Raw genomic sequence first — 23270 nt, 5'->3', positions numbered from 1 at the left:
GACAGCAGGCGCGATCACGGCAGACCCGCCCGGCGCGGACGACGGAGGCGACGATTCCCCCGACGGAAGGTGCACCCAATGAAGCGTTCACGAGCGTTGCTGCTCGCCGGAGTCGCGGCGAGCGCCGTGCTCCTCGCCGGCTGTTCGGCCCCCGCCGACTCCGGCTCGGCCGGCGACGGATCCGGCACGGTCCGGTTCCTCGGCCCCGAGGACCCGGCGACCTTCGCCCCGGTCATCGAGGCGTTCGAGGCCGAGCACCCCGAGATCACCATCGACTACACCCAGGTGCCGTTCGACCAGTACTCGAGCACGCTGCAGCAGCGGCTCGGCGCGAAGGACGACACGATCGACGTCTACGCCGTCGACCAGCCGAACCTCTCGCAGCTCGCCGCGCAGGGCTTCCTCGAGGACCTCAGCGACCTCTCCGACGAGGCGAAGGCCGCCACGAGCTCCGCGCAGTTCGAGATCAACCAGTACGACGGCAAGATGTGGGCCCTCTCCGTCTGGAACTCGACCCAGATGCTGTTCTTCAACCGCGACGCCCTCGCCGCGGCCGGCGTCGAGGCCCCGACCGCCGACCCCGCCGCCCGCTGGACGTGGGAGCAGACCGCCGACGCCGGCCGCGCCGCCCAGGCCGCCGGCACCCAGTACGGCCTGCTGCTCGAACAGGTCGAGGCGTACTATCAGCTGCAGCCCCTCGCCGAGTCCCTCGGCGGTGGATCGGGCATCATCGGTGACGACATGCTCACCGTCGACGTCACGAACGACGGCTGGGTGAAGGCCATGGACTGGTACGGCGACACCTTCGAGAGCGGTCTCTCGCCCCGCGGCGTCGGCGGCTTCCAGACCGCGCCCGTCTTCATCGACGGCAACGTCGCCTTCTTCGTCGGCGGCCCGTGGGACGTCGGCCGCTTCGCCTCGGACGCGAGCTTCGACTGGGGCGTGGCCCCGATGCCGTACTTCGAGGGCGGCGAGGTCGCGACCCCGACCGGCTCCTGGTCGTGGGGCGTGAACACGGCATCGAAGAACAAGGACGCGGCGCGCGAGTTCATCGAGTTCGCCGCGCTCGACCCGGCCGGCGCCCTCACCACGACCGAGGCGACGACGATCATCCCGTCGAACTCCGAAGCCGCCGCGACGTACCTGCCCGGACTCGAGGAGCTCGGCGGCGAGCACGCTGCGGGCGTCGCCGACCTCATCACCTACGAGATCGAGGAGACCGCCGTGCCCCGGCCCGTCTCGGTCGGCTACGTGCAGTTCGAGTCGGCCATGAACACGGCCTTCGCCGACATCCGCAACGGCTCCGACCCGGCCGCCCGCCTCGAGCAGGCGACCACGCAGATCCAGGACGCCTGGAAGAAGTTGCGATGACCACTCCCACCACCCGGGCGGGCGCGGACCCCCGCGCCCGCCGGGCGGTGCGGCCGGCGCCGCCGGCCCGCCCGACACGGCGCGGGCGGAGGCATCCCGCCCTCATCGCCCTCGCCTTCCTCGCCCCGGCGCTCGTCGCGCTGCTCGTGCTCCGGCTCGCGCCGGCCGCCGTGGCGCTCTGGGACAGCCTGTTCCGCACGAGCCTGCTCGGCGGCACCCAGTTCGTCGCGCTCGGCAACTACCTGGAGCTGTTCGGCAACCCTGACTTCCAGAACGCGCTGCTCGTCACCGTCGTCTTCACGATCCTGATCAACCCGCTGCAGGTCGCCACCGCATTCCTGCTCGCGGTGCTCTACACGCGGAAGGCGGCCGGGTCGAAGATCTGGCGTTCGCTCGTCATCCTGCCGATCGCCGTGCCGCCCGCCGTGTCCGCGGTCATCTGGAGCGTCATCTACCGGCCCGACGGCCTCGCGAACGGATTCCTCGAACTGTTCGGGCTGCCCGCGCAGCCGTTCCTCACCTCGCCCCAGCAGGCGCTCGCGTCGATCATGGTGCTGCTGTCGTGGATCGGCGTCGGTTACTGGATGATGTTCCTCATCGCGGGCATCAACGACATCCCGCGCTCCTACTACGAGGCGGCCTCGCTCGACGGCGCCTCCTGGTGGCGGCAGCTGTGGACCATCACCTTCCCGCTCGTGCGCCGGCCGCTCGCCTTCGTGCTCGTCGCCGACACGGTGTCGAACCTGCTCGTCTTCGCGCCGGTGCAGATCCTCACGAAGGGCGGGCCGGAGGGGTCGACGAACCTCCTCATGTACGACATCTTCACCAGGGCGTACACGCTCGGCGATCTGAACACCGCGCAGGCCGAGGTCGTCATCCTCGTGCTCATCACGCTCGTGATCGTCGCCCTGCAGTTCCGCCTGCTCCGGACGGAGGACTGACATGACCGCATCCCTCGCTCCGTCTCAGGCGCCCGCCGGCCGTCGGCGCTCGACGCGCCGCCGCCTCGGCCCCGTCGGCACCTCCGTGCTCGGCGCCGTCATCGGCCTCGCGTTCCTCATCCCGCTGTGGTGGACGGTCGTGAACTCGCTGCGTCCCGGCGACGAGACGTTCCGTTACCTGAACCCGCTCGAGTGGCGCACCTTCTTCACGCTCACCCCGACGCTCGACAACTACTTCGCCCTGCTCGACACCGACCTCGGCCGGGCCATCCTGAACTCGCTGTTCATCAGCCTCGTGACGGTCGTCGTCGGCCTCGCGATCTGCGCGACCGCGGCGTACGGGCTGTCGGCGTTCAAGTTCCGCGGTCAGGGACTGCTGTTCTCGGTGATCATCCTGTCGTTCCTGATCCCGTTCGACGCGATCGCGATCCCGCTGGCCGACATGTTCCGCGACTGGAACCTGCAGAACACCTTCTTCGGCCTGATCCTGCCGGGGCTCGGCAACGGCATGGCGATCTTCCTGCTGCGCACCTTCTTCCTCGCGATCCCCGAGGAGCTCGTGGAAGCCGCGCGCCTCGACGGCCTCGGCCCGTGGGGGGTATTCCGCCGCATCTACCTGCCGCTGTCGGTGCCGGCGCTCATCGGCGCCGGGCTCATGCTGTTCCTGTTCCAGTGGCAGGCCTACGTCTGGCCGCTGCTCATGGGCACCGACCGCGACCACGTCGTCGGACCGGTCGCCCTGTCGAACCTGCAGGGGCAGTTCGCCGTCGACTACGGGGTGCTGTTCGCGGCCTCCGTGATCCTCATCCTCATTCCGCTGGCGATCATCATCGGCTTCCAGCGCTACTTCATCCAGTCGGTCTCCACGACCGGGCTCAAGTAGTCGACCCGCCGCCCGCACCACTCGCACCACTCGCACCACTCGTACCACCCCGAAAGGAGCACCGCCGATGCGCGCTGCCCACCGAGTCATCCTCGACACCGACCTCGGCTCCGACGTCGACGACGCCATGGCGCTCAGCCAGCTGCTGGGCCTTCCCGCCGTCGAGCTCGTCGGCGTCACGACCGTGTACGGCGACACTCTGCTGCGCGCCCGGATGAGTCGCCGCATTGTCGAGCTCGCCGGTCGCGACGTGCCCGTCTACGCCGGTCGCGCCGAGACCCGCTCCGGCCGGGAGATCTGGTGGGCGGGGCACGAGGGGGCGCTGCACGAAGACCTCGAGGGCGAGCGCGTCGAGCCGGGCGACGCCGTCGACTTCCTCGTCGCGCAGGTCGTCGGCAACCCCGGCGAGATCGACGTCGTCGCCATCGGGCCGCTCACGAACATCGCCGCCGCGATCGAGGCCGACGAGCGCTTCGCCGGCGCCGTGCGCCACCTCTGGATCATGGGCGGCTCCTTCACGGACGACGAGCCCGAGCACAACCTGCGCAGCGACTCCGCCGCCGCCGAGCTCGTCTTCGCCGCCGGCATCCCGACGACGGTGACCGGGCTCGAGGTGACCCGGCGCGTGGAGATCCGCCGGGATCAGCTCGACCGCATCGGCGCGGCCGGACCGCTCGGCGGGGTCATCGTGGCCGAGATCGAGCAGTGGTGGCGCTATTGGAACGTCGAGTGGAACGTGCCGCACGACCCCGTGACCGTGCTCACCCTGACCGAGCCGGGGCTGTTCGAGCTCTCCGAGCCCGGCACCGTGACGATCGAGCGCGACGGCGAGGGCGAGGGGCGGAGCGTGTTCACCCCCGGCGGCGGCGCGACGCGGGTGGTGCGCGAGTTGGACGCGGAGGCCGTGGCCGAGCACATCGTCACCGCCATCGTCGCGGCCGGGAGCCGGGTGGTCGCCTAAGCTCCCCGCGGGCCAGAGCCGGGCGGGGCCGAGCCGGGCGGAGCAGAGCCGGGCTGGGCAGCGCCGGCCGGGGCCGAGCCGGGCGGAGGCGCGGCGGCGGAGGACCGGGTCACGCCGGGAGGTCGGCGGATGCCTCGGCGGGCACGCCCGGGCGCGACAGGAAGATCGCCAGCACGATGAGCCCCGCGATCGGCACGAGCAGCCAGAACACGTGTCCCCAGCCGAGGCCGACGTCGCGGAGCCGGCGCACGATCACGGCGAGCGTGGGGAGCAGCATGCCGATGCTCCAGAGGCTCGAGAGCACGGTGCCGAGGTTTCCGCCGTCGCCGAACGGCACGACACTGAACACCGACAGCGCGCTCGCGACGAGCGCGTAGAACAGGATCCACCACCAGAGCTCGGGGCGCCCGGCGCGGCCGGTGAACTCCGCGTACTTGCGCAGCACGGTCTGGATCGCCTCGCCGAACGACATGCCCGGTCCTTCCCTCGGATGCCGTCAGCCTACTGCTGCGCGGCGGCCAGGGAGAGCTCGATGCGTCGGGCTCGGGCGCCGGCTCAGTTGATCCAGTAGTACGAGAACGCCCACTTCTGGTCGTAGGAACGCTTGTGGCATGCCGTCACGATGCGAGCCCCGAGCCCCCGGTACTGATTCGAGATGCGCTGGCAGTCGGTCTGGCTGTAGCCCGTGATGTAGTACCAGGTCTGGGGTGCCGCGTTCGCGGCGACCGCCGAGCCGCCGAACACCATCGCGAGGCTGACTCCGAGAGCCGCCAGGGTCTTTGCTGCACGTGCACGCATCTGCGTTCCTTCCCCGAGGATCCACCGGGGCGGTCGCCCGCGGTGGCGTGGCCCCAGGCTAGCGAGGGGCGGTCGCCGGAGGAATGGGCAGGGCTGCCCATGTGAGCGCTCAGCCATACCGCCGTCGTTCGGGGCGAGGGAAGGCAGGGGCGAGCGCGAGGCAGGCGGGCAGGGTAGGCGGGCAGGCGGGTCTCAGTCGAGCTCGGCGGCGACGCGCAGCCAGGGGATCGAGGCATCCGGTCGTGCCGCGGCCCCGCGTGCCTCGCCGTCGCAGCGCACCACGACCGCCCAATCGGCGAGCGTCGTGCCTGCGGCCTCGAGCCGGGTGCGCAACCGGCGCACGGCGCGCCGCGTGGGCTCGCCCTGCACGGACACGTGCGCCATGTGGGTCTCGACGAGGGCGGCGAGCGGTTCGACGAGCGACCCCGGCCAGCCGAGGCGTGCGCCCAGTTCGCGAACCAGCGTGCCACCGTGCTCGGCATGCCCGAGCGAGGTGATACGTCCCGCTCGCTCGCGCGTCGTCGCGGGCTTGCCGACGTCGTGCAGCAGGGCTCCGAGCATGAGGAGACGACGCCGGTCGGGCGCGGCGCTCAGCTCGTCGGCGAGACGGGCCGCCCGGTCGGCTGCGTCGAGGGAGTGCACGAGCACGTCGCCCTCCGGGTGCCACTGCGGGTCCTGCGGCGTGGTGGCGAGCGCCGCGAGCTCTGGGACGGCGTCGATCAGCCCCGCGTCGCGCAACGCGCCGGACGGGATGGATGCCTCGGCCGCGATGCGGAGCAGCGCGGCACCGGTCTCGGTGTCGGGTGCTCGGCTCATGCTGACCGCCCGGCATCGTCGAGCACCAGGCGTGCGTGCCGACGCACGACCTCGAACGGGGAGTCGAGCGCCGCGCGGGCGGTGGACGCCTCGCCGGGGTCGATCGTGCAGAACCCGCTGCCGGGTCGGAGTTCGTCGAGCATCGCCTCGGCGAGCTCCGGATGTGCGGTCAGCGCGGCCTCGAGCGGCGCATAGTCGAGCGGCAGGTGTCGGACCGCCCGGTCGCGGAACGAGGTGTACGGCGCGGCGAGCCCGCGCAGCAGCACGGTGCGAGGAACCCGCTCGGCCTCGGCGAGCACGAGGTCGAGACGGCCCAGCCGCGCGAGCGCGGCGGCCGCCCAGGCGCGGTCGGGCTCCGGCAGCTTCTTCGCCCGCAGCACGGTCGCGAGCGCTTCGATCGCGCCGTCGCGGGGGATGCCGAGATCGGCGAGCAGCTTCGCCCACTGCCAGCGGCGCTGCGAGCGGGGCATGCGCTCGAGCGCGACGTCGACGGATGCCTCGCCGAGCCCGAGCAGCAACCGCTCCGCCTGCTCGGTGGAGACGATGCCCGGCGTGTACGCGTCGATGAGCTCGCCGAGGGCCGCGGCCCGCTCGGGCACGGGGAGCGCCTCGAGTCGGGCCAGCTCCTGCGCCTCTTCGCCGAGCTCCGGGAAGTGCCGTCCGAGCTCCGCGTTCGTGAGGCTCAGCGGGACGAGCTCCCACTCCTCGTCCATCGCGACCGCGATGAAGCCGCGGGCGACCGCGCCCTCGCCGCGCAGCCGCTTCTTCGCCTGCTTGGCCGCGCTCGCGAAGGCGCGGAGGAACCGCTCGTACACGGCCTCCCAGTGCGCCTCGTCGCCGGCGCGGGCCGCCGCCTCGACCCGGGCCGCCCAGGCATCGTCGGCCTCGCTCGGATCGAGCTGGAACGCCCAGTCGGCAGGGCTCCACCGCAGCTCGTCCGGAGTGAAGCGCGACGCCGCTGCGGTGGCGGCGAGCGACTCTTCACTGCCGACCGCGAGCGCGGGCCAGGCCACCACTGCGCCCGTCTCGCCGTAGAACACGTGCGCGGCGACGCCGTAGACGCGCTCCCCGGCGTGCTCCTCGAGGAACGCGTCGACCGCCTCGGCGTAGCGTTCGGCGATGTGCGCCTCGAGCGCGCGCCAGTCGGCGGTGGTCAGGGCGGATGCGCTCATATGCCGATCCTCGCATGCGCCACCGACGAGTGGAAGGCGCGCGAGGTTGGGGGCGCCCGGCCTCGGTTCGGCGACGATCGCGCATCGCTTCGGCAACGGATGCGGCGGGCGCCCGTGTGCGTCGCGAGGCCCTGCCAGGCTCGAGGCATGCCCCTCTGCCGAACGACTGCCGCCGCGACCGCACTCGTCGGCGGGCTCGCGCTCGCGCTGACCGGCTGCGCCGGGCCCGGCGTCGTCGCGTGTCCGGCCGTGGGGTACCTCTACGACGGACCCGCGGTCGTCGGGTTCGACCCCGCACTTCCCGACGGGGCGCTCGTCTCGGCCTGCTTCGGCGCCGGGTGCGCACCCGCGCCCGTCGAGCGCGGCGCCGAGCCGACCGTCGGCCAGACCATGCCGGGCGGCGTCTGGCGGGTGCCGCAGGAGGCGCCGTACCTCGGCGAGGGCGCGTACGGCGACGGGAACGAACGGATGCTCCGCGTGGTCGTCGAGGCCGGCGACGGCGCGTCCCTCGTCGACGGCGAGTACGAGATCCCGGTGGTCGTCGAGCGCACGGGCGTCTTCGGCGAGTGCCCGGGCCCGTTCCGCTTCGAGACGCTCGTCGTCGAGGCATCCGCGCAGCCGATCGGATGATCGCCCGGGCGGGGAACTACGTGGTGATGAAGAAGAACACCACGAGGGCGGGCACCAGGAGCACGGTGGCGATCGGGAGCGCGAGAGCCGCCAGCACCTGGAGGGCGGTGGGCTGCACTCGCCGGCGAAGATTCACGATGCCGAAGATCGTCGCGGCGAGCAGGAACGCGAGCGAGAACGCGTGCAGCACGATGGCGACGACAGTGAACGCGACCGCCGGCCCGGAACCCTGCTCCAGGAGAGCGACGCCGAACCACGACCCGAGCGCGACGAGCTCAGCCACCAGCCCGACGACGAGGTACCGGAACGCGAGACGCGGGGACGGGGTCGCGGTCCGGACTTCGCTCGAAGAATCGCTCACGTTGACGTACCCCCGGGACTCGGCGCCGCTCCCGTTCACGACGCGCCTCCAGGGCACCCTATCAACGGACGCGAGCTTCGCCCCCGAGGCATCCGCTAGCCTGGCCGGGTGAGTTCTCCCGAAGCATCCAGAGTCGAGCTGCCGGCCCGCCGGTAGCTCGAACCTCGATCGCGTCCGCTGAGCGGCGCGCGCTTCGCTGCATCGCCTCGGCGCTGCACTCAGCCCTGGTTCGGGCCTCCGGTGTGCCGGTCCGTCATCGACCGACCGTCACCCCCCATCGGAGTTCACTCATGCCAATCCTCATCGTGCTGCTCGCCGTCGCGGTCTTCGCGCAGGGCACCTCGGAGTTCATGCTCGCCGGCCTGCTGCCGGCGATCGCCGCGGATCTCGACGTCACCGTGCCCGAAGCGGCGCTGCTCACCACCGCCTTCGCCGTCGGCATGGTCGTCGGCGCCCCGCTCATGGCCGCGCTCGCCCGGCGCTGGTCGCCGCGGATCGCGCTGTCGGCGCTGCTCGTCGGCTTCATCGCGATGCACGTCGTCGGCGCCCTGACCGCCAGCTTCGGTGTGCTGCTCGCGACGCGCGTCGTCGCGGCGCTCTGCAACGCCGGGTTCCTCGCCGTCACCCTGTCGACGGTGTCGGCGCTCGTGTCGCCGCAGCGTCTCGCCCGCGCCCTCGCCGTGATCCTCGGCGGAACGACGCTCGCCCTCATCGTCGGGGTGCCGGCCGGTGCCGCCGTCGGCGCGGTGCTCGACTGGCGGGCGACGCTCTGGGGCGTCGCGGTCCTCTCGCTGCCGGCGCTCCTCGGCGTCGCGCTCGCGGTGCCGACGCGGACGGATGCCTCGACGGCATCCCGCCCGTCGCCCGCGCCGGCCGCCGCGCACGCGCCGTCGCTCCGCACCGAACTCGCGGAGCTCCGCCGCCCGGCGCTCCTGCGCCCACTCGCGCTCGGCGCGCTCGTGAACGGCGCGACCTTCTGCGCGTTCACCTTCCTGGCCCCGCTCGTCACCGAGCGGGCCGGACGCGATGCGTCGGCGGTGCCGCTGGTGCTCGCGCTCTTCGGGCTCGGCTCGTTCCTCGGCGTGTGGGCGGCGGGGCGCTTCGGCGATCGGCACGCGCGAGGCATCCTGCGCTTCGGGGGAGTCGCGCTGCTCGCCGGCTGGTGCGCCTTCGCGCTGCTCGCCGCGAACCCGGCCGCGCTGTTCGCGCTGACCTTCGTGCAGGGCGCGCTGTCGTTCGCGGTGGGCAGCACGCTCATCGCCGCGTCGATCCGTGCTGCGGTCGGAGCGCCGACCATGTCGGGCTCGTACGCGACCGCGTCGCTCAACGTGGGCGCGGCCGTCGGCCCGGTGCTCGGCGGTGCGGCGTACGCGAGCGCGCTCGGCGCGGTCGGGCCGCTGCTCGTCAGCGCGGCGCTCGTCGCGGTCGCCGGGGTCGTCGCGGCGGTGCGGCGGGGATGAGTCGAGGGCCGCCTCGGTGCGGGGCGGCCCTCAGCTCGTTCGGCTCAGCCGCAGGCTCAGATGAACCAGACCTGGAACATCCACTTCCGCTTCGAGTCCTGGTAGTGGCACGGCGTGTACGCGGTGCGCGTGTGGCCGGTCGCGGCGATGCGCTGGAAGGCGTAGGTCTGCTCCGACTGGCAGCGCTGCTTGGTGGGGTAGTTGCTGTACGTCTGCATCTGCTCGTACGCGGCGTTCGCCGGGGCCGCGGTGGCGAGCGCGAGGCCGCCGCCGAGGGCGAGGCTCGCTGCGGCGGCGAGAGCCGCCGTCTTCGTGCGGATGGTGGTGCGCATCGGTGTTCCCTTCGATCGTGCGTGCGGCCAAGCTATCCCCGTGCTCGCCGTCGGGGAATGGGGAGCGCTGCCCATCCGGGCGTCGCCGGCATCCGCCAGACTGGTGCGCATGCCAGTTCTCGACCATCTCGGCGTCTCCGTCGCCGACCTCCGCCGCGGCATCGCGCAGTTCGACGCCGTGCTCACCGCCCTCGGCTTCGAGAAGGAGGGCGAGCACGCCGACTCGGTCGCCTGGTACAAGGAGGGCGAGACGGAGTTCATCGTCTTCGCCGCGCGCGAGCCCGACTCCGGCCCGCACGAGCACGGACGGGTCGGCTGGCAGCACCTCGCCTTCGCGGTCGACTCACGCGACGAGGTCGACCGGCTGCATGCCGTGGCGACGGATGCCGGGTGGAGCGTCGTGCGCGAGCCGAAGCTGTACCCCCGCTTCAATGAGCGCTACTACGCCTCGTTCGTCGAGGACGACAACGGCATCCGCATCGAATTCATGCACAATCCGCCGCGCGAGGAGGCGTGACCGCCCGAGGGTGACGGTGCGATCGCCTCACTGACCGAACAGCGGCAGATCGGGGAACTCCCGGTCGTCGGCCTCGCTCGGCAGCTCGTAGCCGAAGCGGTTGCGCAGCGCCGGGCCCTTCGCGTTGAGCGCGAACTGCGCCGCGACGAGGCCGATCCCGCAGAGCAGCCACACGATGAGGAGGAGCGTGCCACCGAATCCGGCGAGCAGCTCGGGCGCGCTCGCCGATGCGCCGTCCGCCGGCGTCTCGACGGTCGCGGCGAACCACCATCCAGCTGCGAGCGCACCGAACGCGGCCCAGAACGCCTGCGCCGCGGTGAGCGTGCCGGCGAGGGAGGTGGTGGCGCTGCGGACCTCGCGACGGTCGACGTCGGTCACCGCGGCGGGGTCGGCGGTCGCCCGGCGCAGCGCCGCGACCACCCGGCCCGCCGAGCCGAGACCGGTGGCGAGCAAGATCAGCAGACCGAGCCCGAGCACCACACCACCGACCGTCGTGCCCGTCGCGATGAACCGCTCCACGTCGGGGGCGTACCTGATCGGGTCGGCATAGAGCCCGGGCTGGTGCAGGTACACGCCGAGGAAGACGAGGCCGGCGCCGGCGAGCACGAAGACCGTGCCGCACCAGCCGAGCCAGTCGCGGAACGTCCAGCCGCGGCGGGCCGCCCGCCGCTGCGCGCGGGAGGTCACGCGCACCGCTGGGCCGGCGTCGCCGACCACGCCGCGCGGGAAGCGGGTCGCCGTCGCCGCCGCCCACCGGCGGTTCCGCACCGCGAGCCACCACACTGCGGCGGTCGCGAGCAGGACGACCGCGACGAGCGCGACGGACCAGGCCAGCCACGGCCCGAACTCCGCCCGGGAGAGCTCGTCGTCGGGGCGCGCACCGTACTCCGCGGCCAGCACGATGCAAGGCACCGCGGCCAGGAGTGCCAGGCCGCCGATGACGAGCACGCTGACGATCGCGGGGCCGAACGGCGACGGGGAGACCTGGCCGCGCACGCGCATCGTGTCCCGGAGACGCCGGTCCTTCGGATCGAGTCGGGCGAGGAACTCGGCCAGCGCGAACCGCCCGGCGGTCGCGAGGAATCCCGCGAGGAGGCCGAGGGTGACGATGGCCGCGGCGGTGGCTGCGACGACCCCGCGTCCGAGCCGGCCCAAGTTGTCTGCGGAGCCGCCGGCGAGCACGCCGACGAGCGCGTCAGCCACGAGCATGAACAGGGTGTCGAGGATGAGCAGCACGGCGCAGCCGAGGAGTGCCGCGACGACACTCGCGCGCACGGCTTCGATCGCGACCACGCGCCGGGTGGGCAGCGCCTCCTCGTGCGTCGTGCGCTTCGCGCGCGCGATCTTGGTTCGCTTGGCCCCTGACACGTGTCCCCCTCTTGCGCGCGCTCCTGCCCTGCGAGCCTAGCCGGGGCTTCCGCTGAGGCCGGACTGCGTGGCCAGGAGGCAGCGCCCATCGACGAGGGGGGCTTCCATGCTCAGGTACCGGGTCTTCTTGGGTTGTGGACAACTCTGCCCCCTCTGGTGGCATCCCATGCAAGGGTGAGTCTTCATCCGGCATACCGGAGAGAGCGGGGAATGGGTAATGAAGCGAGTACGGATCCTTCTTGTCTCGGGACTTGTGATGGGGGCGGCGCTCAGCAGCGGTCCGACTGCGGGCGCGCTTGCGTCAGCCGATGAAGGGTCAGCGGAATCTGGCGCCACTATCGTCCAGCCGACACCAGAGTCCCCGACCTGCTGGACTGAGATCAGTTCCGGCAAGTCTGCGTGCGCTGCGACCGAGAGCGAGCTCGCCCAGAAGATACTCGACGACTTCGACCTCATGGTCGTCAGCTCGGGCACCACCACAGAGCTGACAGTGGCTTCTTCGGAATCCGCACGCTCTAGTGAGGTCCAGCCAATGGCGACATGGGTACTCGGGCAGGTGTGGGTCGACCGGAACTACGCGGGATTCAGCCGCACGTTCACGACCAGCCGTGCGAATCCTTGCAGTCAGGCAGGAAATTACCCCGATGCCTACTGGAGCTTTGATGCGATTTACATCCTGAACGACAACATCGAGTCCGTGGCGCCGCTCTCGCCGTGCCGTATCCAGCTCTGGGCGGACGCGAACTCCGGTGGAAGCACAACCGGCCAGCTCGGTAGAACCGCCGACCTCGCAGGCTTCCGCAACGTCGCAAGCTCTCTGCAGTTCTCCCGGTAGGTTCGGACGATGAGTAGCTACGGCGGTGTGGTAGGTGGCGTGGGCCTCGTGCTCCTGCTCGTTCTGTGCTTCTTCCCAGGTCTGCCGGCGGCTCTTTACGTCATTGGCGGAGCCTTCCTGCTCGTGGGATTGACCTCGATGGTCCGGGACATCGATCGCGAGGAAGGTCATGACTAGGCCATTCGCATCGCGGCTCCGGCACAGCTGCGCTCGGTAGAGTCGACTGGCGGCTTGAGGCATCCGTCTCGCCGCTCCCGACCCCCGACGCGAGGACACCCGTGAGCCTGATCCGCCTGAACGACGTCAGCATGGACTACGACGGGCGACCGGTGCTGAAGGAGACCTTCCTGAAACTCCGGAAGGGCGACCGCGTCGGCCTCATCGGCAAGAACGGCACCGGCAAGTCCACGTTCCTCGAGATCGTGCTCGGCCGGCGCGAGCCCACCGGCGGCACGGTCGACGTCACGCAGGGCACGACCATCGGCTACTTCTCGCAGTTCTCGGAGCTCGACGGCGAGCGCAGTGTGCAGCAGACGCTGAGCGACCACTTCACCGAGGTGCACGAGACGCAGAGGCGGCTCGACGAGATCGGCGCGCAGCTCGCGGAGCCGATGGATGCCTCGGCCATGGACAAGCTCCTCACCGAGCAGGGCGCGCTGTTCGAGCGGATGGACGCCATCGGCGGCTGGACGTACGAGACCACGATCGACACGGTGCTCACGCGGCTCGGCTTCGACGAGGAGCGCCGGCACCTGCCCGTCGACCGGTTGTCGGGCGGATGGCGCAACCGCGCCGCGCTCGCGCTGATCCTCGTGCAGGCGCCCGATGTGCTGCTGCTCGACGAGCCGACGAACTTCCTCGACCTCGACGGCGTGAAGTGGGTCGAGAACTGGCTGCAGGGCTTCGCCGGGGCGGTGCTCGTCGTGTCGCACGACCGGCAGTTCCTCGACGGCGTCGTCGACCGCATCATCGAGATCGAGAACTACCGGCTGCAGGAGTACGAGGGCGACTACTCGGCGTACGTGCACGCGAAGCAGTCCCGGCTGAAGATGCTCGAGAAGCAGTTCGCGCACGAGGAGGAGCTGCTCGCCTACGAGCAGGCCGCGGCATCCGCCCGTCGCGAAGCGGCGCGCAACCCCTCGAACGCCGTCGCGCGCCGACTGGCCGACATCAAGAAGCGGCAGGCGCCGCGCCCGATCGACCAGATCATCACCTCGATCTACGACGGGCTGAAGGTGTCGAACGACCTGCTCACTGTCACCGGGCTGTCGAAGTCGTTCGGCGGTGCTCCCGTGTTCGACGGGCTCTCGTTCGACCTGCAGCGCGGCGACCGGGTCGCGGTGATCGGACCGAACGGATCCGGCAAGTCGACCCTGCTCGACGTGCTCACCGGGGTGACGTCGCCCGATGCGGGCACCGTGCGCTGGGCGAAAGGCGCCCGCTTCGTGTCGTACAACCAGGTGTACGCCGAACTCGACCTGACCGACACCGTCGGCCACGCGGTGAACGCGTACCCCGACTCGCTCGCGTTCACGGCGACGAAGAAGAGCGTGGCGCGGTTCCTCGCGATGCTGCAGTTCTCGGACGCCGACCTGCAGCAGAAGATCGGCACCCTTTCGGGTGGCCAGCGGGCGCGCGTCGCCATCGCGCAGTGCCTGCTCTCAGGCGCCGCGGTGATCGTGCTCGACGAGCCCACCAACCACCTCGACATCACCTCGACGCAGGTGATGGAGCGGGCGCTGACGCACTTCCCCGGCGCCGTCGTCGTGGTCTCGCACGACCGCTTCTTCGTCGACAAGCTCGCCGACCGGCTGCTCTCCTTCGAGGGCGACGCCCGCGTCGTCGAGAAGCCGGCGACCGGGGCGCTGTGAGCGTCGCCGCGTCGGCGCGTTCGCGATGAAGACACCGGCGACGAGCACCGCGCCGCCGACCGTCTCCCACACGTTCGGCACCTGGCCGAGCAGCAGCGCGGCCGACGCCATCGCGACGACCGGCGCGAGCAGCACCCACGGCACGACCGAGGCGGCGCGGTTGCGCGCGAGCAGGGCGTTGAAGATCGCGTAGCCGATGAGGGTGCAGAGCCCGGCGGTGTAGAGCGTCGAGAGGATCGGTCGCCAGCCGAACGCCGCGAGGCCCGCGACGATCGCGTCGGGCCCCTCGATGAGCGCCGACAGCCCGAGCGCCGGCAGCGGCACGACGAGCGACGACCACACCGTGAGCGACAGGGCGCCGAGGGGCTTCGCGGGGGCGACCGGTCCGGCCTTCCGCGAGATGACGTTGCCGATCGCCCACGAAAGCGCGGCGAGCAGGGCGAGCACGACGGCGAGGGCCGGGGCATCCCCGCCGCGTCCGAACGCGACGACCCCCAACCCGATCGTGCCGACGAGCACGCCGATGGTCTGCATCCGCGTCGGCCGCTCGCGGAGCGCGAGCGCCGCGACCACGATCGTGAGCACGACGTGCGCCTGCAGCAGCAGCGCGGCGATGCCCGGCTGCAGGCCGAGCGCCATCGAGGTGTAGAGCAGGGCGAACTGGCCGAGGCTCATGAAGAGGCCGACGCCGACGACGGTCTTCCAGCTCGCGAGTGGGCGGGGCACGACGATGACCGCGAGGGCGACGACGGCGAAGCGGATCGCGACGAACAGCAGTGGCGGGATGCCGGTCATACCCCAGTCGATGACGACGAAGTTGAAGCCCCACATCGTCGCCACGAGGGCGGCCAGCAGCATGTCCCGTCGCGTCATCCTCCGAGTTCAGCGCACGGCATCCGGAAACACCAGCGATGGTTTCTGTGGATGATTCGGTAGCGTTCGTACAGAGTCGCCAGAGTTACGCTCGGACGGGTTTCGCGACCGCCGCGGCGGCCTGCGCCGCACGGATGGGCAGGCGTTCGACGAAGCGGGCAACGACATCCGTCTGAAGATGCGCGGGCAAGGTGGTCGCGACCGCCGCGGCGAGCGTGGGCAACGCGTCGGCGAGGGCAGTGGCCCAGTCGGTGATCGCGGCGCGCTCGAGGCCGGCTTCGCGCGCAACCGCCTCCCACTCGAACCACGACTGCTCACCGGCCTCGTAGTCGGCCGCGATCCGCATCGAGAGCTTCGTCCTCGAGAACGCTGCGGCGCGCTCCCGGTGCGTGTGCTCGATCCGCCCGGCGTACGGCACGAAGCTGCTGACGTCGTAGAGCGGGGTCAGCTCGACCCCGTCGGGGCGAATGAACACCGAGTAGTTCTTCGCGTGCGCGTCGGTGTTCAGCACCATCCACGAGAACACCAGAGCCTGCACGAAGGTCAGCTTGGACGCGGCCTTCCGCTCGTCGGGGCCGTGCTCGTCGAGGAGACGCAGGACGTCGCGATACCCGGGCCCGCCTCGGGACTCGTACTTCTGCAGCCGGGTGACGCCGGTCGCCTGGGCGAGATCCTCCTGGTGCAGGCGGACGACGTTGCTCCCGTCCTCCTTGGCGAGGCGATCGAACCGCTCTACTACCAGTGTGTGCTCATCTTCGAACTGTCCGAGCTGCACCACCGCCGTCGAGATCCCGGCAGCCTGGGCGATGGTCATCGTGAGGTACTCGATGAGCTCGCCGTCCTGCTGGCCGCGGACGCGCGGCTTCATGATGTGCGTCGTCGGGTGGTTGCCGGTCGGCTCGTACCATCCCTCGCCGAGGTTGCCGAGCGAGAACTTGCCCTGCGCGCCGCCGAGCGAGAAGTAGCCGGTGTGCCGCTCGGCATCCTGCCAGCTGGTCTCGTCGTCGCGGATCGCCCGGATCCGGGCCGCGATCTCGCGATCGCTGATGGGTTCGGCCGCGCCGTTCTCGTTCGGGTCGGTGCCCGTCTCGGCGAACTGGATGGCGCCGGCGACGTCGCTGCCGTAGACGCGGAGCAGCTCGAACGGCTCGGTGGTGACGAGGCTCGCCTCGAGCGCCCACCGCTCGCGAACATCGGCGTTGTCTGGCAGCAGATTGTCGAGGAACGAGGTGAGCGTCGGGCCCGTGATCGGCGCGGCGCCGAGGGGGAGCGACAGACTCAGCGGCATCCGTGCTTCGTCGTCGAGCCACTCGCTGCGGTAGCTCAGTCGATACTGCTGCGGCCCGAGGAGTTCGAGCTCGGCGACGTGCGCGCCGTAGAGGTAGACGTCAAGGCTGGGCATCGGGCTGCTCCGGTGAGGCGGCGGCCAGTTCAGAGGATTCGGGGCGTTCGGGGCGTGCGCCGAACTGCTGGCTCGCGCGGAGGCCTTCGATCGTCGCCTCCATGTTCTTGAGCATCTCGCTGCGGTCGGGAAGGGTGATCGATTGCACCACCGCTGTGAGGCTCTTGAGCATCTGGTCTCGGTCGGGCCGCTTGAGCTGCGAGACCGATCGCGCGATCGCGTTCAGGCTCTCTGCGGGGATGATCGAGCGCATCGAGGTGCTCGAGCCCGGCATCGAATGCATCGCGCGCGGTGGCCGAAGGTCGAGGTTCAGCTCGAGGGCGTCGAGCACGGCGAAGAGTCGGGCCGTGCTGATGTCGTTCTTGCCGAGCTCGAGCCGGGAGACCCATTGCCGGGTACTGCCGACCTGTTCGGCGAGCGCGGTTTGAGACAGGCCGAGCTCGGTGCGCCGGCGGCGGATGAGTTCGCCGAGCTCGGCGAGGTCGGTGACCAGCATGTCCCTCCCTATGGAACGAATTCAGCCCATGCGGATGGTTGGAACGAATTCCTTCCATATTACCGTGAAACGGGCCGACGTGGAACGAAAGTGTTCCATTCATCAGTGAAGGAACGCATCTCTTCCATCAGTGATCGGAAGCGGTGATGACGGGTCGGCCGGATGATTCGGTAGCATCCGTGCATGATCGATCTCGAAGCCGTGGTCGCGCTGCGCGCCGTGGCCACCAACGGCAGCGTCGCGGCGGCGGCGGACGCGCTCGGTTTCACGCCGTCCGCGGTGTCGCAGCAGATCAAGCGGCTCGAGCGCGGCACGCGCGTCGCCCTGCTCGAGCGTGCGGGGCGCGGCGTGGTGCTGACGGATGCCGGTCGCCAGCTCGTGACCTCGTCGGCGACGGTGCTCGCCGAGCTGGAGCGGATCGAAGCCGACCTGCACCTCGCGGGCGGTCCCGCCGCCGATCGTGGACCCGTCGTCGGCGAGGTGCGCATCGGCGTGTTCTCGACCGCGGTGCGCGGCCTGCTCGTCGACGTGCTGCCGAAGCTGCGGGCGGAACATCCCGAGCTGCGCGTGCCGCTGCGCGAGAGCGAGCCGTGGGAGACGATCGCGCTCGTCGCGTCGGGGCAGCGCGACCTCGGCATCGTGCATCGCTGGGGCGGCGTCGCGCTCGCGATGCCTGATCACCTGGTCGAGACGCCGCTGTTCACGGATGTCGCGGACGTGATCCTGCGCCGCGACCACCCACTCGCGCTGTCCGGCGCCTCTTCGTTGACTCCTGCCGACCTCGCCGACGAGGACTGGATCGCGACCTTCGACTCGACCATCTGCCGCCAGTGGCTGCGGCGGCTCTTCGACGGCGTCTCGAACGCGCCCCGCATCGTCCACGAGTCGATGGAGTTCGAGAACCATCTGGAGCTCGTGCGCGCCGGCCTCGGGGTCGCGCTGGTGCCGCGGATGGGGCGGCCGGAGCTGCATCCGGAGCTCGTCGCGATCCCGACGGCACAGCCCGCGTCGACCAGGGGGGTGTCGGCCGTGCACCGGCGGAGTCAGGCGGACTCGCCGGCGCTGCAGGTGGTGTTGGAGGGGGTGTGGGCGGTGGTGGCGGGGCGTGGCAGCGTGTAGGGATTCCAGGGCCTTTCAAGGCGTGACTGATTTTCCAAGTTGGTTCACGTGGCCACGGCTGCCTGGCTCGGACCTGGGATGCCTCTTGTGGCCGCGTCGATGATCCAGCAGAATCGCTGAACATCGTCCGTTTGTGAGCGCGAGGTTCGCATGTCCCAGTCGTCGAGAACGTGCGTTCTGCACCCGGTTCGCGTGATCATCGGTGCCGCCGCGGCGCTCTCGGTCGTCGCGGTTCTGGCGGGATGTTCCTTGTCGCCGCTCGACCTCGCGATCTTCGACCGCGAGCAGCAGGCGTCAGACCTGCCGCCCTCGCTCGACAACCTTCCCGACACGATCTATCGGGACACCGTTCGCTACATCGGCGAGGACTCGATCGGAACGAAGTACTTCGCCTCGGAGGCGAACGACCCGCAGGGAAGCGCTGTTTGCCTGACGGTCGTCGCGAGCGATGACGACTGGTCGACCGGGTGCTCCACCCTGCCGCCGGTCGAGGTCACGATCGCGTCCGGCCTTCGCGCCACGCTCGAACCGGATGCCGCGGGCGGCGACGAACAGGTCGGCGGATACGTGTCGGTGGAGCTGCCGGCGAGTTGAATGCCCGGGCCCGCGGTCCTACCCGTCATGGAACAGGTGCGATTCACGGTTGGGGCGTCCGGCGGCATCCTGTTGAACGTTACTGGGGTGGCGGAATCGGCAACCTTCTACGCGCGCATCGCGGCTTCAGTCTCTTCCTTGAAACCCTCGTAGAGCGACGGGCGCGCGCGGACGTAGACCTTGAACATGTCGTCCTTGAATCGATAGAGCGCTCGCGACTGCTGGTGAGATCGCACTAATATAGTTCCGCAATTCGCCTGAGTTAGGTGGCCCAAGTAGTTGGACGGTGCGGCCACTCCCAGCCGTTTGGCTCGGGGGTAAATCTCGCTTGTGGGGATGTCTTCGTCGCTCCAGAGTGCACAAAGCCGTAGCACGTATTCACGCTGCGGTGAGTCTCGAACAGCTTGCTGATACAGGTCGTAGTACATGCGCGCGAATCGGTTGGATGCGAGCTCAATGATTGCCTCATTGATTGTCTTCGTCACAACATCCCGCGTCCCTAGCTCGTCTGCCAGCAAGAGCGCGGATTGCCCAATGACGTGCACAAACCAGGGGAATCCTGATGCAACTCGCGCGAGTCGTGTTCGCGCGTCGGCAGAGAACTCGAAGGGCTCGTCGTTCTCAGCGAGGTACTCTTCAGTGCGCTCGACGATGCTCTCGAGTTCCTCCTGCGACATAGGCTTTACCATCACGGTCATTAGCTGGCGATGAATCGAGGCGTGGTCGGCTATCAATTCGCCTTGGTTGGCCCCAATGCCCACGAGCGCGAATTTTAGTATCGAACTCGAGTGTGACTTTAGAAAACTTGCGAGTCCCTTGATCGGCGCGATGCGGTCTATCTCATCAATGATGAAGAGCACGGGCTGTCCGTAGACGTCGGTCAGCGTTTCCGTCAGATGCACAAGCTTCTCGGTGTTCGAGAACTTCTTCGTGTTCAGTTCAGTCATGGCGACTTCGAATTTCTTCGTCGTCTCGGACGTGAACAGCTTCAGGGATAGCTTCCGCCGAGTGGTCTTGTCGATCAGCGCAAACTTGTCTTGGTGCTCTTTCGCGAGCTCAAATTTCTGGGCCTCGACAGCGTTGATCATCAATTGGAGCAAGCCGGTCAGATTCTTGGTCGCGTCCGTGCAAGACACGAAAAACGTCATGAATTGACGCTCGGACCCTAGGGCGAGCCGGGCCAGTTCAAGCTCATCCAGGAGTTCAACATCTCCTTTGGCGATTCGGCTCATCTGGAGAGCGAGACTTGATTTCCCGAGCCCGCGCTGCCCGAGAATCAGGGGAACGCTGCCCTCTGAGTAGAGAGCATTCGTTAGATCCCTGATCTGGCTCCGCCGGCCGGCAAACCGGTGCGGATCCTCAATTCCAGCCGACGGCAGGAACGCGTTAATCACAACGTCACGACTCAAATTTCCTCCATGGTCCCGTTCAAGCTAGCCAATCGCGCGCCCGTGCAAGAACCCCCAATCAGGAGGGACGGTGCCCTGGTTGACGCTCTCATTGCGCATCGTCATCCTCACGAGGGGGGGCGATACGGCGTCGCGACCTCGGATTTGCCGACAGTTTGTTTGGTGTTCGGAGGTCGGCGGCGGCGGCTGGTCAGGTCTCCGTGAACACGGCCAGGCTGGATCGTGTGCGGCTTGCGAGATCCCGCAATGTGGGAATACTACCCACCCCGCTGCGTTGAACTTGAGCGAACCACACTCAACTTCAACCAGGAGGCCAGGTGCCCAACGACTTCAACGAGGCCGGCGCGAGCTCGTTCGACGAGTTCCTCGCCCGATACCTCGCGGGTGAGCAGGCCCGTCAGGCGCGGTCGATCGACCTCAGCCGGTTCCTGACGGCCCGCACCCAGAGCATTCTTCAGCAGGCGGGACGCTTCGCCCTCGAGCGCGGCCAGACCGAGCTCGACGCGCTGCACATCCTGCGCGTCATCGTCGAGGACGAGAGCGTGCAGGCGGCGATCCGCCGCGTCGGCGCGAGCCCCGAGCACATCATCACCGCGACCGAGGCGCGCCTGCCGGCATCCGGCGACGTGCCCTTCGACGAGCTCGGTGAGCGACGCGACGCCGCGACCATCACGCCCTCGGCATCCCGCGCGCTGTTCCACAGCTACCAGGTGGCGCGCTCCTCGGGCGCGACGTACATCGACCCCGAGCACCTCTTCTTCGCGCTCGTGCTGGGTCAGGATGCCCCGGCCGGACAGGTGCTCGCCCGCGCGGGCGTCACCGCCGAGGCCCTGACGCAGACGATGCGGGACGGGGTGGATGAGGCCCTTGGACACGCTCAGGGGGCCAGCGATGAGGAATCCCTTCGACAGGCTCAGGGAACCGGCGAGGGGGACTCCCTTCGACAGGCTCAGGGGACCACGACCCCGACGCTCGACAAGTTCGGCATGGACCTCACCGAGCGCGCCCGCAACGGCGAACTCGACCCCGTGATCGGCCGCGCCGACGAGATCGAGCAGACCATCGAGATCCTCTCCCGCCGCACGAAGAACAACCCCGTGCTGGTCGGCGAGGCGGGCGTCGGCAAGACCGCGATCGTCGAGGGCCTCGCACAGGCCATCGTCGACGAGCAGGTGCCCGAAGCCCTGCTCGGCAAGCGCGTCATCGCGCTCGACCTGCCCGGCATGCTCGCCGGCACCCGCTACCGCGGCGACTTCGAGGAGCGCCTCACCAAGACGATGGAGGAGATCGCCGCCCACCGCGGCGAGCTGATCGTCTTCATCGACGAGGTGCACACCGTCGTCGGCGCCGGAGGCGCGGGCGACGGCGGTATGGACGCGGGCAACATCCTGAAGCCGCGCCTCGCGCGCGGCGAGCTGCACCTCATCGGGGCGACCACGCTCAAGGAGTACCGCCAGATCGAGAAGGACCCCGCCCTCGAGCGCCGCTTCCAGCCGGTGCGCGTCGGCGAGCCGTCGATCGAGGACGCCGTGCGCATCCTCCAGGGCCTCAAGCCCGCCTACGAGGAGCACGAGTACACCGACGACGCGCTGCGCGCCGCCGTCGAACTCGGCAGCCGCTACCTGCCCGACCGGGTGCTGCCCGACAAGGCGATCGACCTCATCGACCAGGCCGGTGCGCGCCTGCGCCTCCGCCTCGGCGTGAAGACCGACGTGCCCGCGCTCATGGCGCGGCTCGCCGAGCTCGAGTCCGAGAAGAACGCGGCCGTTGCTGGGGAGCACTACGAGGAGGCATCCCGCATCCGCGACGAGATCGCGAAGGTGCAGGGGAAGCTGGATGAGGTGGGGGCGAGTTCCCTTCGACAGGCTCAGGGAACCACTGAGGCTCAGGGGACCAGCGTGGAGTCCCTTCGACAGGCTCAGGGAGCCATCGTGGATGAGGCGCAGATCGCCGCGGTGATCTCGCGCGCCACCGGCATCCCCGTCAATCGCCTCACCGAGGGGGAGCGCGAGCGCCTCGCGACCCTCGAGGACGAGCTGCACGCCCGCGTGATCGGGCAGGACGACGCGGTCACCGCCGTCGCGAAGGCCGTGCGCCGCAACCGCACCGGCATGGGCGACGCGAAGCGGCCGGTCGGGTCGTTCCTGTTCCTCGGACCGACGGGCGTCGGCAAGACCGAGCTCGCCCGCGCGCTCGCCGCACAGCTGTTCCCCTCCGGGAGCGCTTCGACGGGCTCAGCGAACGAGAACGTCATCCGCTTCGACATGTCGGAGTTCGGCGAGCGGCACACCGTGTCGCGGCTCGTCGGCGCCCCTCCCGGGTACGTCGGGTACGACGAGGCGGGCCAGCTCACCGAGCGCGTGCGTCGCAACCCGTACTCGATCGTGCTGTTCGACGAGATCGAGAAGGCGCACCCCGACGTGTTCAACCTGCTGTTGCAGGTGCTCGACGACGGGCGCCTCACCGACGGGCAGGGCCGCACGGTCGACTTCCGCAACACGGTCGTCGTGATGACCTCGAACCTCGGTTCGGAGTTCCTCGCGTCGCGTTCGGGGGCGCTCGGCTTCGTCGCGTCGGCGGATGCCTCGGCCAGCGGCTTCTCCTCGGAGAAGGACCTGCGCGACCGCGTCATGGGCAAGCTGCGCGAGGCGATGCGTCCCGAGTTCCTGAACCGCATCGACGAGATCGTGCTGTTCAAGAAGCTCACGCAGGATGAGATCGCCGAGATCGTGTCGCTCATGCTCGGCGCCACCCGCGCCCGCCTCGGCGCGCGCGAGATCGGCCTCGAGGTGACCGACGCGGCCGTCGCGTGGATGGCCGAGCACGGCTACGAGCCCGAGTTCGGGGCCCGGCCGCTGCGCCGGCTGATCCAGCGCGAGGTCGACGACCGCATCTCCGACCTGCTCGTCTCCGGCGAGCTCGGCGACGGCGGACTCGTGCGGGTGGATGCCTCGGGCGACGAGCTCGTCGTGGCATCCGCGGTTCCCGCCACCGGGATGCCGCAAGCCGCGTAACCCCATCGACCGGAACGCCAGGCCCTCCGCGGAGGGCCTGGCGTTCC

General features: G+C 69.9%; 23 protein-coding genes and 1 pseudogene. 13 read left to right on the top strand and 11 right to left on the bottom strand.

All coding sequences use genetic code 11. The features are described from left to right. Nucleotides 1–78: 78 nt before the first annotated feature. The 4 genes from M3147_RS16515 (at nt 79) to M3147_RS16500 (ending at nt 4156) form a co-directional block, all read left to right on the top strand. Nucleotides 79–1371, top strand: a complete 1293-nt coding sequence (locus tag M3147_RS16515) for a sugar ABC transporter substrate-binding protein (protein ID WP_251204510.1) — start codon at nt 79–81, stop codon at nt 1369–1371. Further along, entirely contained in the window at nt 1368–2312 is a 945-nt protein-coding gene (locus M3147_RS16510; protein ID WP_251204509.1) for a carbohydrate ABC transporter permease, read from the top strand. The genes M3147_RS16515 and M3147_RS16510 overlap by 4 nt, the downstream gene beginning before the upstream one ends. A 1-nt stretch (nt 2313) precedes the next feature. Then, a complete protein-coding gene (locus M3147_RS16505) occupies nt 2314–3195 on the top strand; it encodes a carbohydrate ABC transporter permease (protein ID WP_251204508.1) in 882 nt (293 codons plus the stop codon). Between the two features lie 67 nt (nt 3196–3262). Continuing rightward, a complete protein-coding gene (locus M3147_RS16500; protein ID WP_251204507.1) occupies nt 3263–4156 on the top strand; it encodes a nucleoside hydrolase in 894 nt (297 codons plus the stop codon). Between the two features lie 109 nt (nt 4157–4265). Here M3147_RS16500 and M3147_RS16495 read toward each other — a convergent pair whose 3' ends face one another. The 4 genes from M3147_RS16495 to M3147_RS16480 all read right to left on the bottom strand — a co-directional run bounded on the left by M3147_RS16495 (nt 4266) and on the right by M3147_RS16480 (nt 6942). Continuing rightward, nucleotides 4266–4628, bottom strand: a complete 363-nt coding sequence (locus M3147_RS16495; protein WP_251204506.1) for a DUF805 domain-containing protein — start codon at nt 4626–4628, stop codon at nt 4266–4268. Nucleotides 4629–4711: 83 nt separating this feature from the next. After that, nucleotides 4712–4954, bottom strand: a complete 243-nt coding sequence (locus M3147_RS16490; RefSeq protein ID WP_251204505.1) for a hypothetical protein — start codon at nt 4952–4954, stop codon at nt 4712–4714. Between the two features lie 192 nt (nt 4955–5146). After that, nucleotides 5147–5770, bottom strand: a complete 624-nt coding sequence (locus tag M3147_RS16485) for an HD domain-containing protein (RefSeq protein ID WP_251204504.1) — start codon at nt 5768–5770, stop codon at nt 5147–5149. Next, nucleotides 5767–6942, bottom strand: a complete 1176-nt coding sequence (locus M3147_RS16480) for a DUF4303 domain-containing protein (RefSeq protein ID WP_251204503.1) — start codon at nt 6940–6942, stop codon at nt 5767–5769. The genes M3147_RS16485 and M3147_RS16480 overlap by 4 nt, the downstream gene beginning before the upstream one ends. A gap of 147 nt (nt 6943–7089) precedes the next feature. Between M3147_RS16480 and M3147_RS16475 the strand changes: the two genes are divergently transcribed. Further along, entirely contained in the window at nt 7090–7572 is a 483-nt protein-coding gene (locus tag M3147_RS16475) for a hypothetical protein (RefSeq protein ID WP_251204502.1), read from the top strand. A gap of 16 nt (nt 7573–7588) precedes the next feature. Here the strand turns inward: M3147_RS16475 and M3147_RS16470 are convergent, their stop codons facing one another. Then, nucleotides 7589–7933, bottom strand: a complete 345-nt coding sequence (locus M3147_RS16470; RefSeq protein WP_251204501.1) for a hypothetical protein — start codon at nt 7931–7933, stop codon at nt 7589–7591. Nucleotides 7934–8223: 290 nt separating this feature from the next. Between M3147_RS16470 and M3147_RS16465 the strand changes: the two genes are divergently transcribed. Continuing rightward, entirely contained in the window at nt 8224–9393 is a 1170-nt protein-coding gene (locus tag M3147_RS16465) for a Cmx/CmrA family chloramphenicol efflux MFS transporter (RefSeq protein WP_251204500.1), read from the top strand. A gap of 56 nt (nt 9394–9449) precedes the next feature. On the opposite strand, the gene M3147_RS16460 is transcribed toward M3147_RS16465, so the two are convergent. Beyond that, nucleotides 9450–9725 carry a hypothetical protein gene (locus M3147_RS16460; protein WP_251204499.1) on the bottom strand — a complete coding sequence of 92 codons (276 nt, stop codon included), beginning with the start codon at nt 9723–9725 and terminating at the stop codon, nt 9450–9452. Between the two features lie 109 nt (nt 9726–9834). On the opposite strand from M3147_RS16460, the gene M3147_RS16455 reads away from it, so the two are divergent. Beyond that, on the top strand, nt 9835–10242 hold the full coding sequence (locus M3147_RS16455) for a VOC family protein (RefSeq protein ID WP_251204498.1): 408 nt from the start codon (nt 9835–9837) through the stop codon (nt 10240–10242). Nucleotides 10243–10269: 27 nt separating this feature from the next. Here the strand turns inward: M3147_RS16455 and M3147_RS16450 are convergent, their stop codons facing one another. After that, entirely contained in the window at nt 10270–11610 is a 1341-nt protein-coding gene (locus M3147_RS16450) for a hypothetical protein (protein ID WP_251204497.1), read from the bottom strand. A gap of 217 nt (nt 11611–11827) precedes the next feature. On the opposite strand from M3147_RS16450, the gene M3147_RS16445 reads away from it, so the two are divergent. From M3147_RS16445 to M3147_RS16435, 3 genes are all read left to right on the top strand, one after another. After that, nucleotides 11828–12445: a hypothetical protein gene (locus M3147_RS16445; protein WP_251204496.1), complete on the top strand. Its 618-nt coding sequence runs from the start codon at nt 11828–11830 to the stop codon at nt 12443–12445. A gap of 9 nt (nt 12446–12454) precedes the next feature. Next, the gene (locus M3147_RS16440) at nt 12455–12622 is read left to right on the top strand and encodes a hypothetical protein (protein WP_251204495.1); all 168 of its coding nucleotides are present in this window, start codon (nt 12455–12457) and stop codon (nt 12620–12622) included. 101 nt (nt 12623–12723) lie between these two features. Next, nucleotides 12724–14316: an ABC-F family ATP-binding cassette domain-containing protein gene (locus M3147_RS16435; protein WP_251204494.1), complete on the top strand. Its 1593-nt coding sequence runs from the start codon at nt 12724–12726 to the stop codon at nt 14314–14316. 30 nt (nt 14317–14346) lie between these two features. Here M3147_RS16435 and M3147_RS16430 read toward each other — a convergent pair. From M3147_RS16430 to M3147_RS16420, 3 genes and pseudogenes are all read right to left on the bottom strand, one after another. Then, nucleotides 14347–15174: pseudogene (locus M3147_RS16430) on the bottom strand (EamA family transporter); the annotation flags it as partial. Nucleotides 15175–15274: 100 nt separating this feature from the next. After that, complete coding sequence (locus tag M3147_RS16425) at nt 15275–16591, bottom strand: type II toxin-antitoxin system HipA family toxin (protein WP_251204493.1); 1317 nt, start codon at nt 16589–16591, stop codon at nt 15275–15277. Beyond that, nucleotides 16578–17087 carry a helix-turn-helix domain-containing protein gene (locus M3147_RS16420; RefSeq protein WP_251204492.1) on the bottom strand — a complete coding sequence of 170 codons (510 nt, stop codon included), beginning with the start codon at nt 17085–17087 and terminating at the stop codon, nt 16578–16580. Before M3147_RS16420 ends, M3147_RS16425 begins: the two co-directional genes overlap by 14 nt. Before the next feature lie 183 nt (nt 17088–17270). Here M3147_RS16420 and M3147_RS16415 point away from each other — a divergent pair, with 183 nt between their 5' ends. Both M3147_RS16415 and M3147_RS16410 read left to right on the top strand, forming a co-directional pair. Beyond that, nucleotides 17271–18206, top strand: a complete 936-nt coding sequence (locus M3147_RS16415) for a LysR family transcriptional regulator (protein WP_251204491.1) — start codon at nt 17271–17273, stop codon at nt 18204–18206. Between the two features lie 192 nt (nt 18207–18398). Further along, nucleotides 18399–18800, top strand: coding sequence for a hypothetical protein (locus M3147_RS16410; RefSeq protein ID WP_251204490.1), 402 nt, complete (start codon nt 18399–18401; stop codon nt 18798–18800). Between the two features lie 107 nt (nt 18801–18907). Here M3147_RS16410 and M3147_RS16405 read toward each other — a convergent pair whose 3' ends face one another. After that, nucleotides 18908–20032, bottom strand: a complete 1125-nt coding sequence (locus tag M3147_RS16405) for a hypothetical protein (RefSeq protein WP_251204489.1) — start codon at nt 20030–20032, stop codon at nt 18908–18910. Nucleotides 20033–20526: 494 nt separating this feature from the next. Here M3147_RS16405 and M3147_RS16400 point away from each other — a divergent pair, with 494 nt between their 5' ends. Further along, nucleotides 20527–23223: an ATP-dependent Clp protease ATP-binding subunit gene (locus tag M3147_RS16400; protein ID WP_251204488.1), complete on the top strand. Its 2697-nt coding sequence runs from the start codon at nt 20527–20529 to the stop codon at nt 23221–23223. Nucleotides 23224–23270: the final 47 nt, after the last annotated feature.

It is taken from the genome of Agromyces mediolanus, from assembly GCF_023715325.1.
In the GTDB taxonomy this organism is placed as follows: Bacteria; Actinomycetota; Actinomycetes; order Actinomycetales; family Microbacteriaceae; genus Agromyces; species Agromyces mediolanus_A.
The sequence above is the reverse complement of the archived record's forward strand: the minus strand, read 5'-3'. Positions and strand labels throughout refer to the sequence as shown.

What these genes read in the sequence shown, in the direction of transcription:
- M3147_RS16515 (WP_251204510.1), top strand. Translation starts at nt 79, where the DNA reads ATGAAGCGTTCACGAGCGTTGCTGCTCGCCGGAGTCGCGGCGAGCGCC.
- M3147_RS16510 (WP_251204509.1), top strand. Translation starts at nt 1,368, where the DNA reads ATGACCACTCCCACCACCCGGGCGGGCGCGGACCCCCGCGCCCGCCGG.
- M3147_RS16505 (WP_251204508.1), top strand. Translation starts at nt 2,314, where the DNA reads ATGACCGCATCCCTCGCTCCGTCTCAGGCGCCCGCCGGCCGTCGGCGC.
- M3147_RS16500 (WP_251204507.1), top strand. Translation starts at nt 3,263, where the DNA reads ATGCGCGCTGCCCACCGAGTCATCCTCGACACCGACCTCGGCTCCGAC.
- M3147_RS16495 (WP_251204506.1), bottom strand. Translation starts at nt 4,628, where the DNA reads ATGTCGTTCGGCGAGGCGATCCAGACCGTGCTGCGCAAGTACGCGGAG.
- M3147_RS16490 (WP_251204505.1), bottom strand. Translation starts at nt 4,954, where the DNA reads ATGCGTGCACGTGCAGCAAAGACCCTGGCGGCTCTCGGAGTCAGCCTC.
- M3147_RS16485 (WP_251204504.1), bottom strand. Translation starts at nt 5,770, where the DNA reads ATGAGCCGAGCACCCGACACCGAGACCGGTGCCGCGCTGCTCCGCATC.
- M3147_RS16480 (WP_251204503.1), bottom strand. Translation starts at nt 6,942, where the DNA reads ATGAGCGCATCCGCCCTGACCACCGCCGACTGGCGCGCGCTCGAGGCG.
- M3147_RS16475 (WP_251204502.1), top strand. Translation starts at nt 7,090, where the DNA reads ATGCCCCTCTGCCGAACGACTGCCGCCGCGACCGCACTCGTCGGCGGG.
- M3147_RS16465 (WP_251204500.1), top strand. Translation starts at nt 8,224, where the DNA reads ATGCCAATCCTCATCGTGCTGCTCGCCGTCGCGGTCTTCGCGCAGGGC.
- M3147_RS16460 (WP_251204499.1), bottom strand. Translation starts at nt 9,725, where the DNA reads ATGCGCACCACCATCCGCACGAAGACGGCGGCTCTCGCCGCCGCAGCG.
- M3147_RS16455 (WP_251204498.1), top strand. Translation starts at nt 9,835, where the DNA reads ATGCCAGTTCTCGACCATCTCGGCGTCTCCGTCGCCGACCTCCGCCGC.
- M3147_RS16445 (WP_251204496.1), top strand. Translation starts at nt 11,828, where the DNA reads ATGAAGCGAGTACGGATCCTTCTTGTCTCGGGACTTGTGATGGGGGCG.
- M3147_RS16440 (WP_251204495.1), top strand. Translation starts at nt 12,455, where the DNA reads ATGAGTAGCTACGGCGGTGTGGTAGGTGGCGTGGGCCTCGTGCTCCTG.
- M3147_RS16425 (WP_251204493.1), bottom strand. Translation starts at nt 16,591, where the DNA reads ATGCCCAGCCTTGACGTCTACCTCTACGGCGCGCACGTCGCCGAGCTC.
- M3147_RS16420 (WP_251204492.1), bottom strand. Translation starts at nt 17,087, where the DNA reads ATGCTGGTCACCGACCTCGCCGAGCTCGGCGAACTCATCCGCCGCCGG.
- M3147_RS16415 (WP_251204491.1), top strand. Translation starts at nt 17,271, where the DNA reads ATGATCGATCTCGAAGCCGTGGTCGCGCTGCGCGCCGTGGCCACCAAC.
- M3147_RS16405 (WP_251204489.1), bottom strand. Translation starts at nt 20,032, where the DNA reads ATGAGCCGAATCGCCAAAGGAGATGTTGAACTCCTGGATGAGCTTGAA.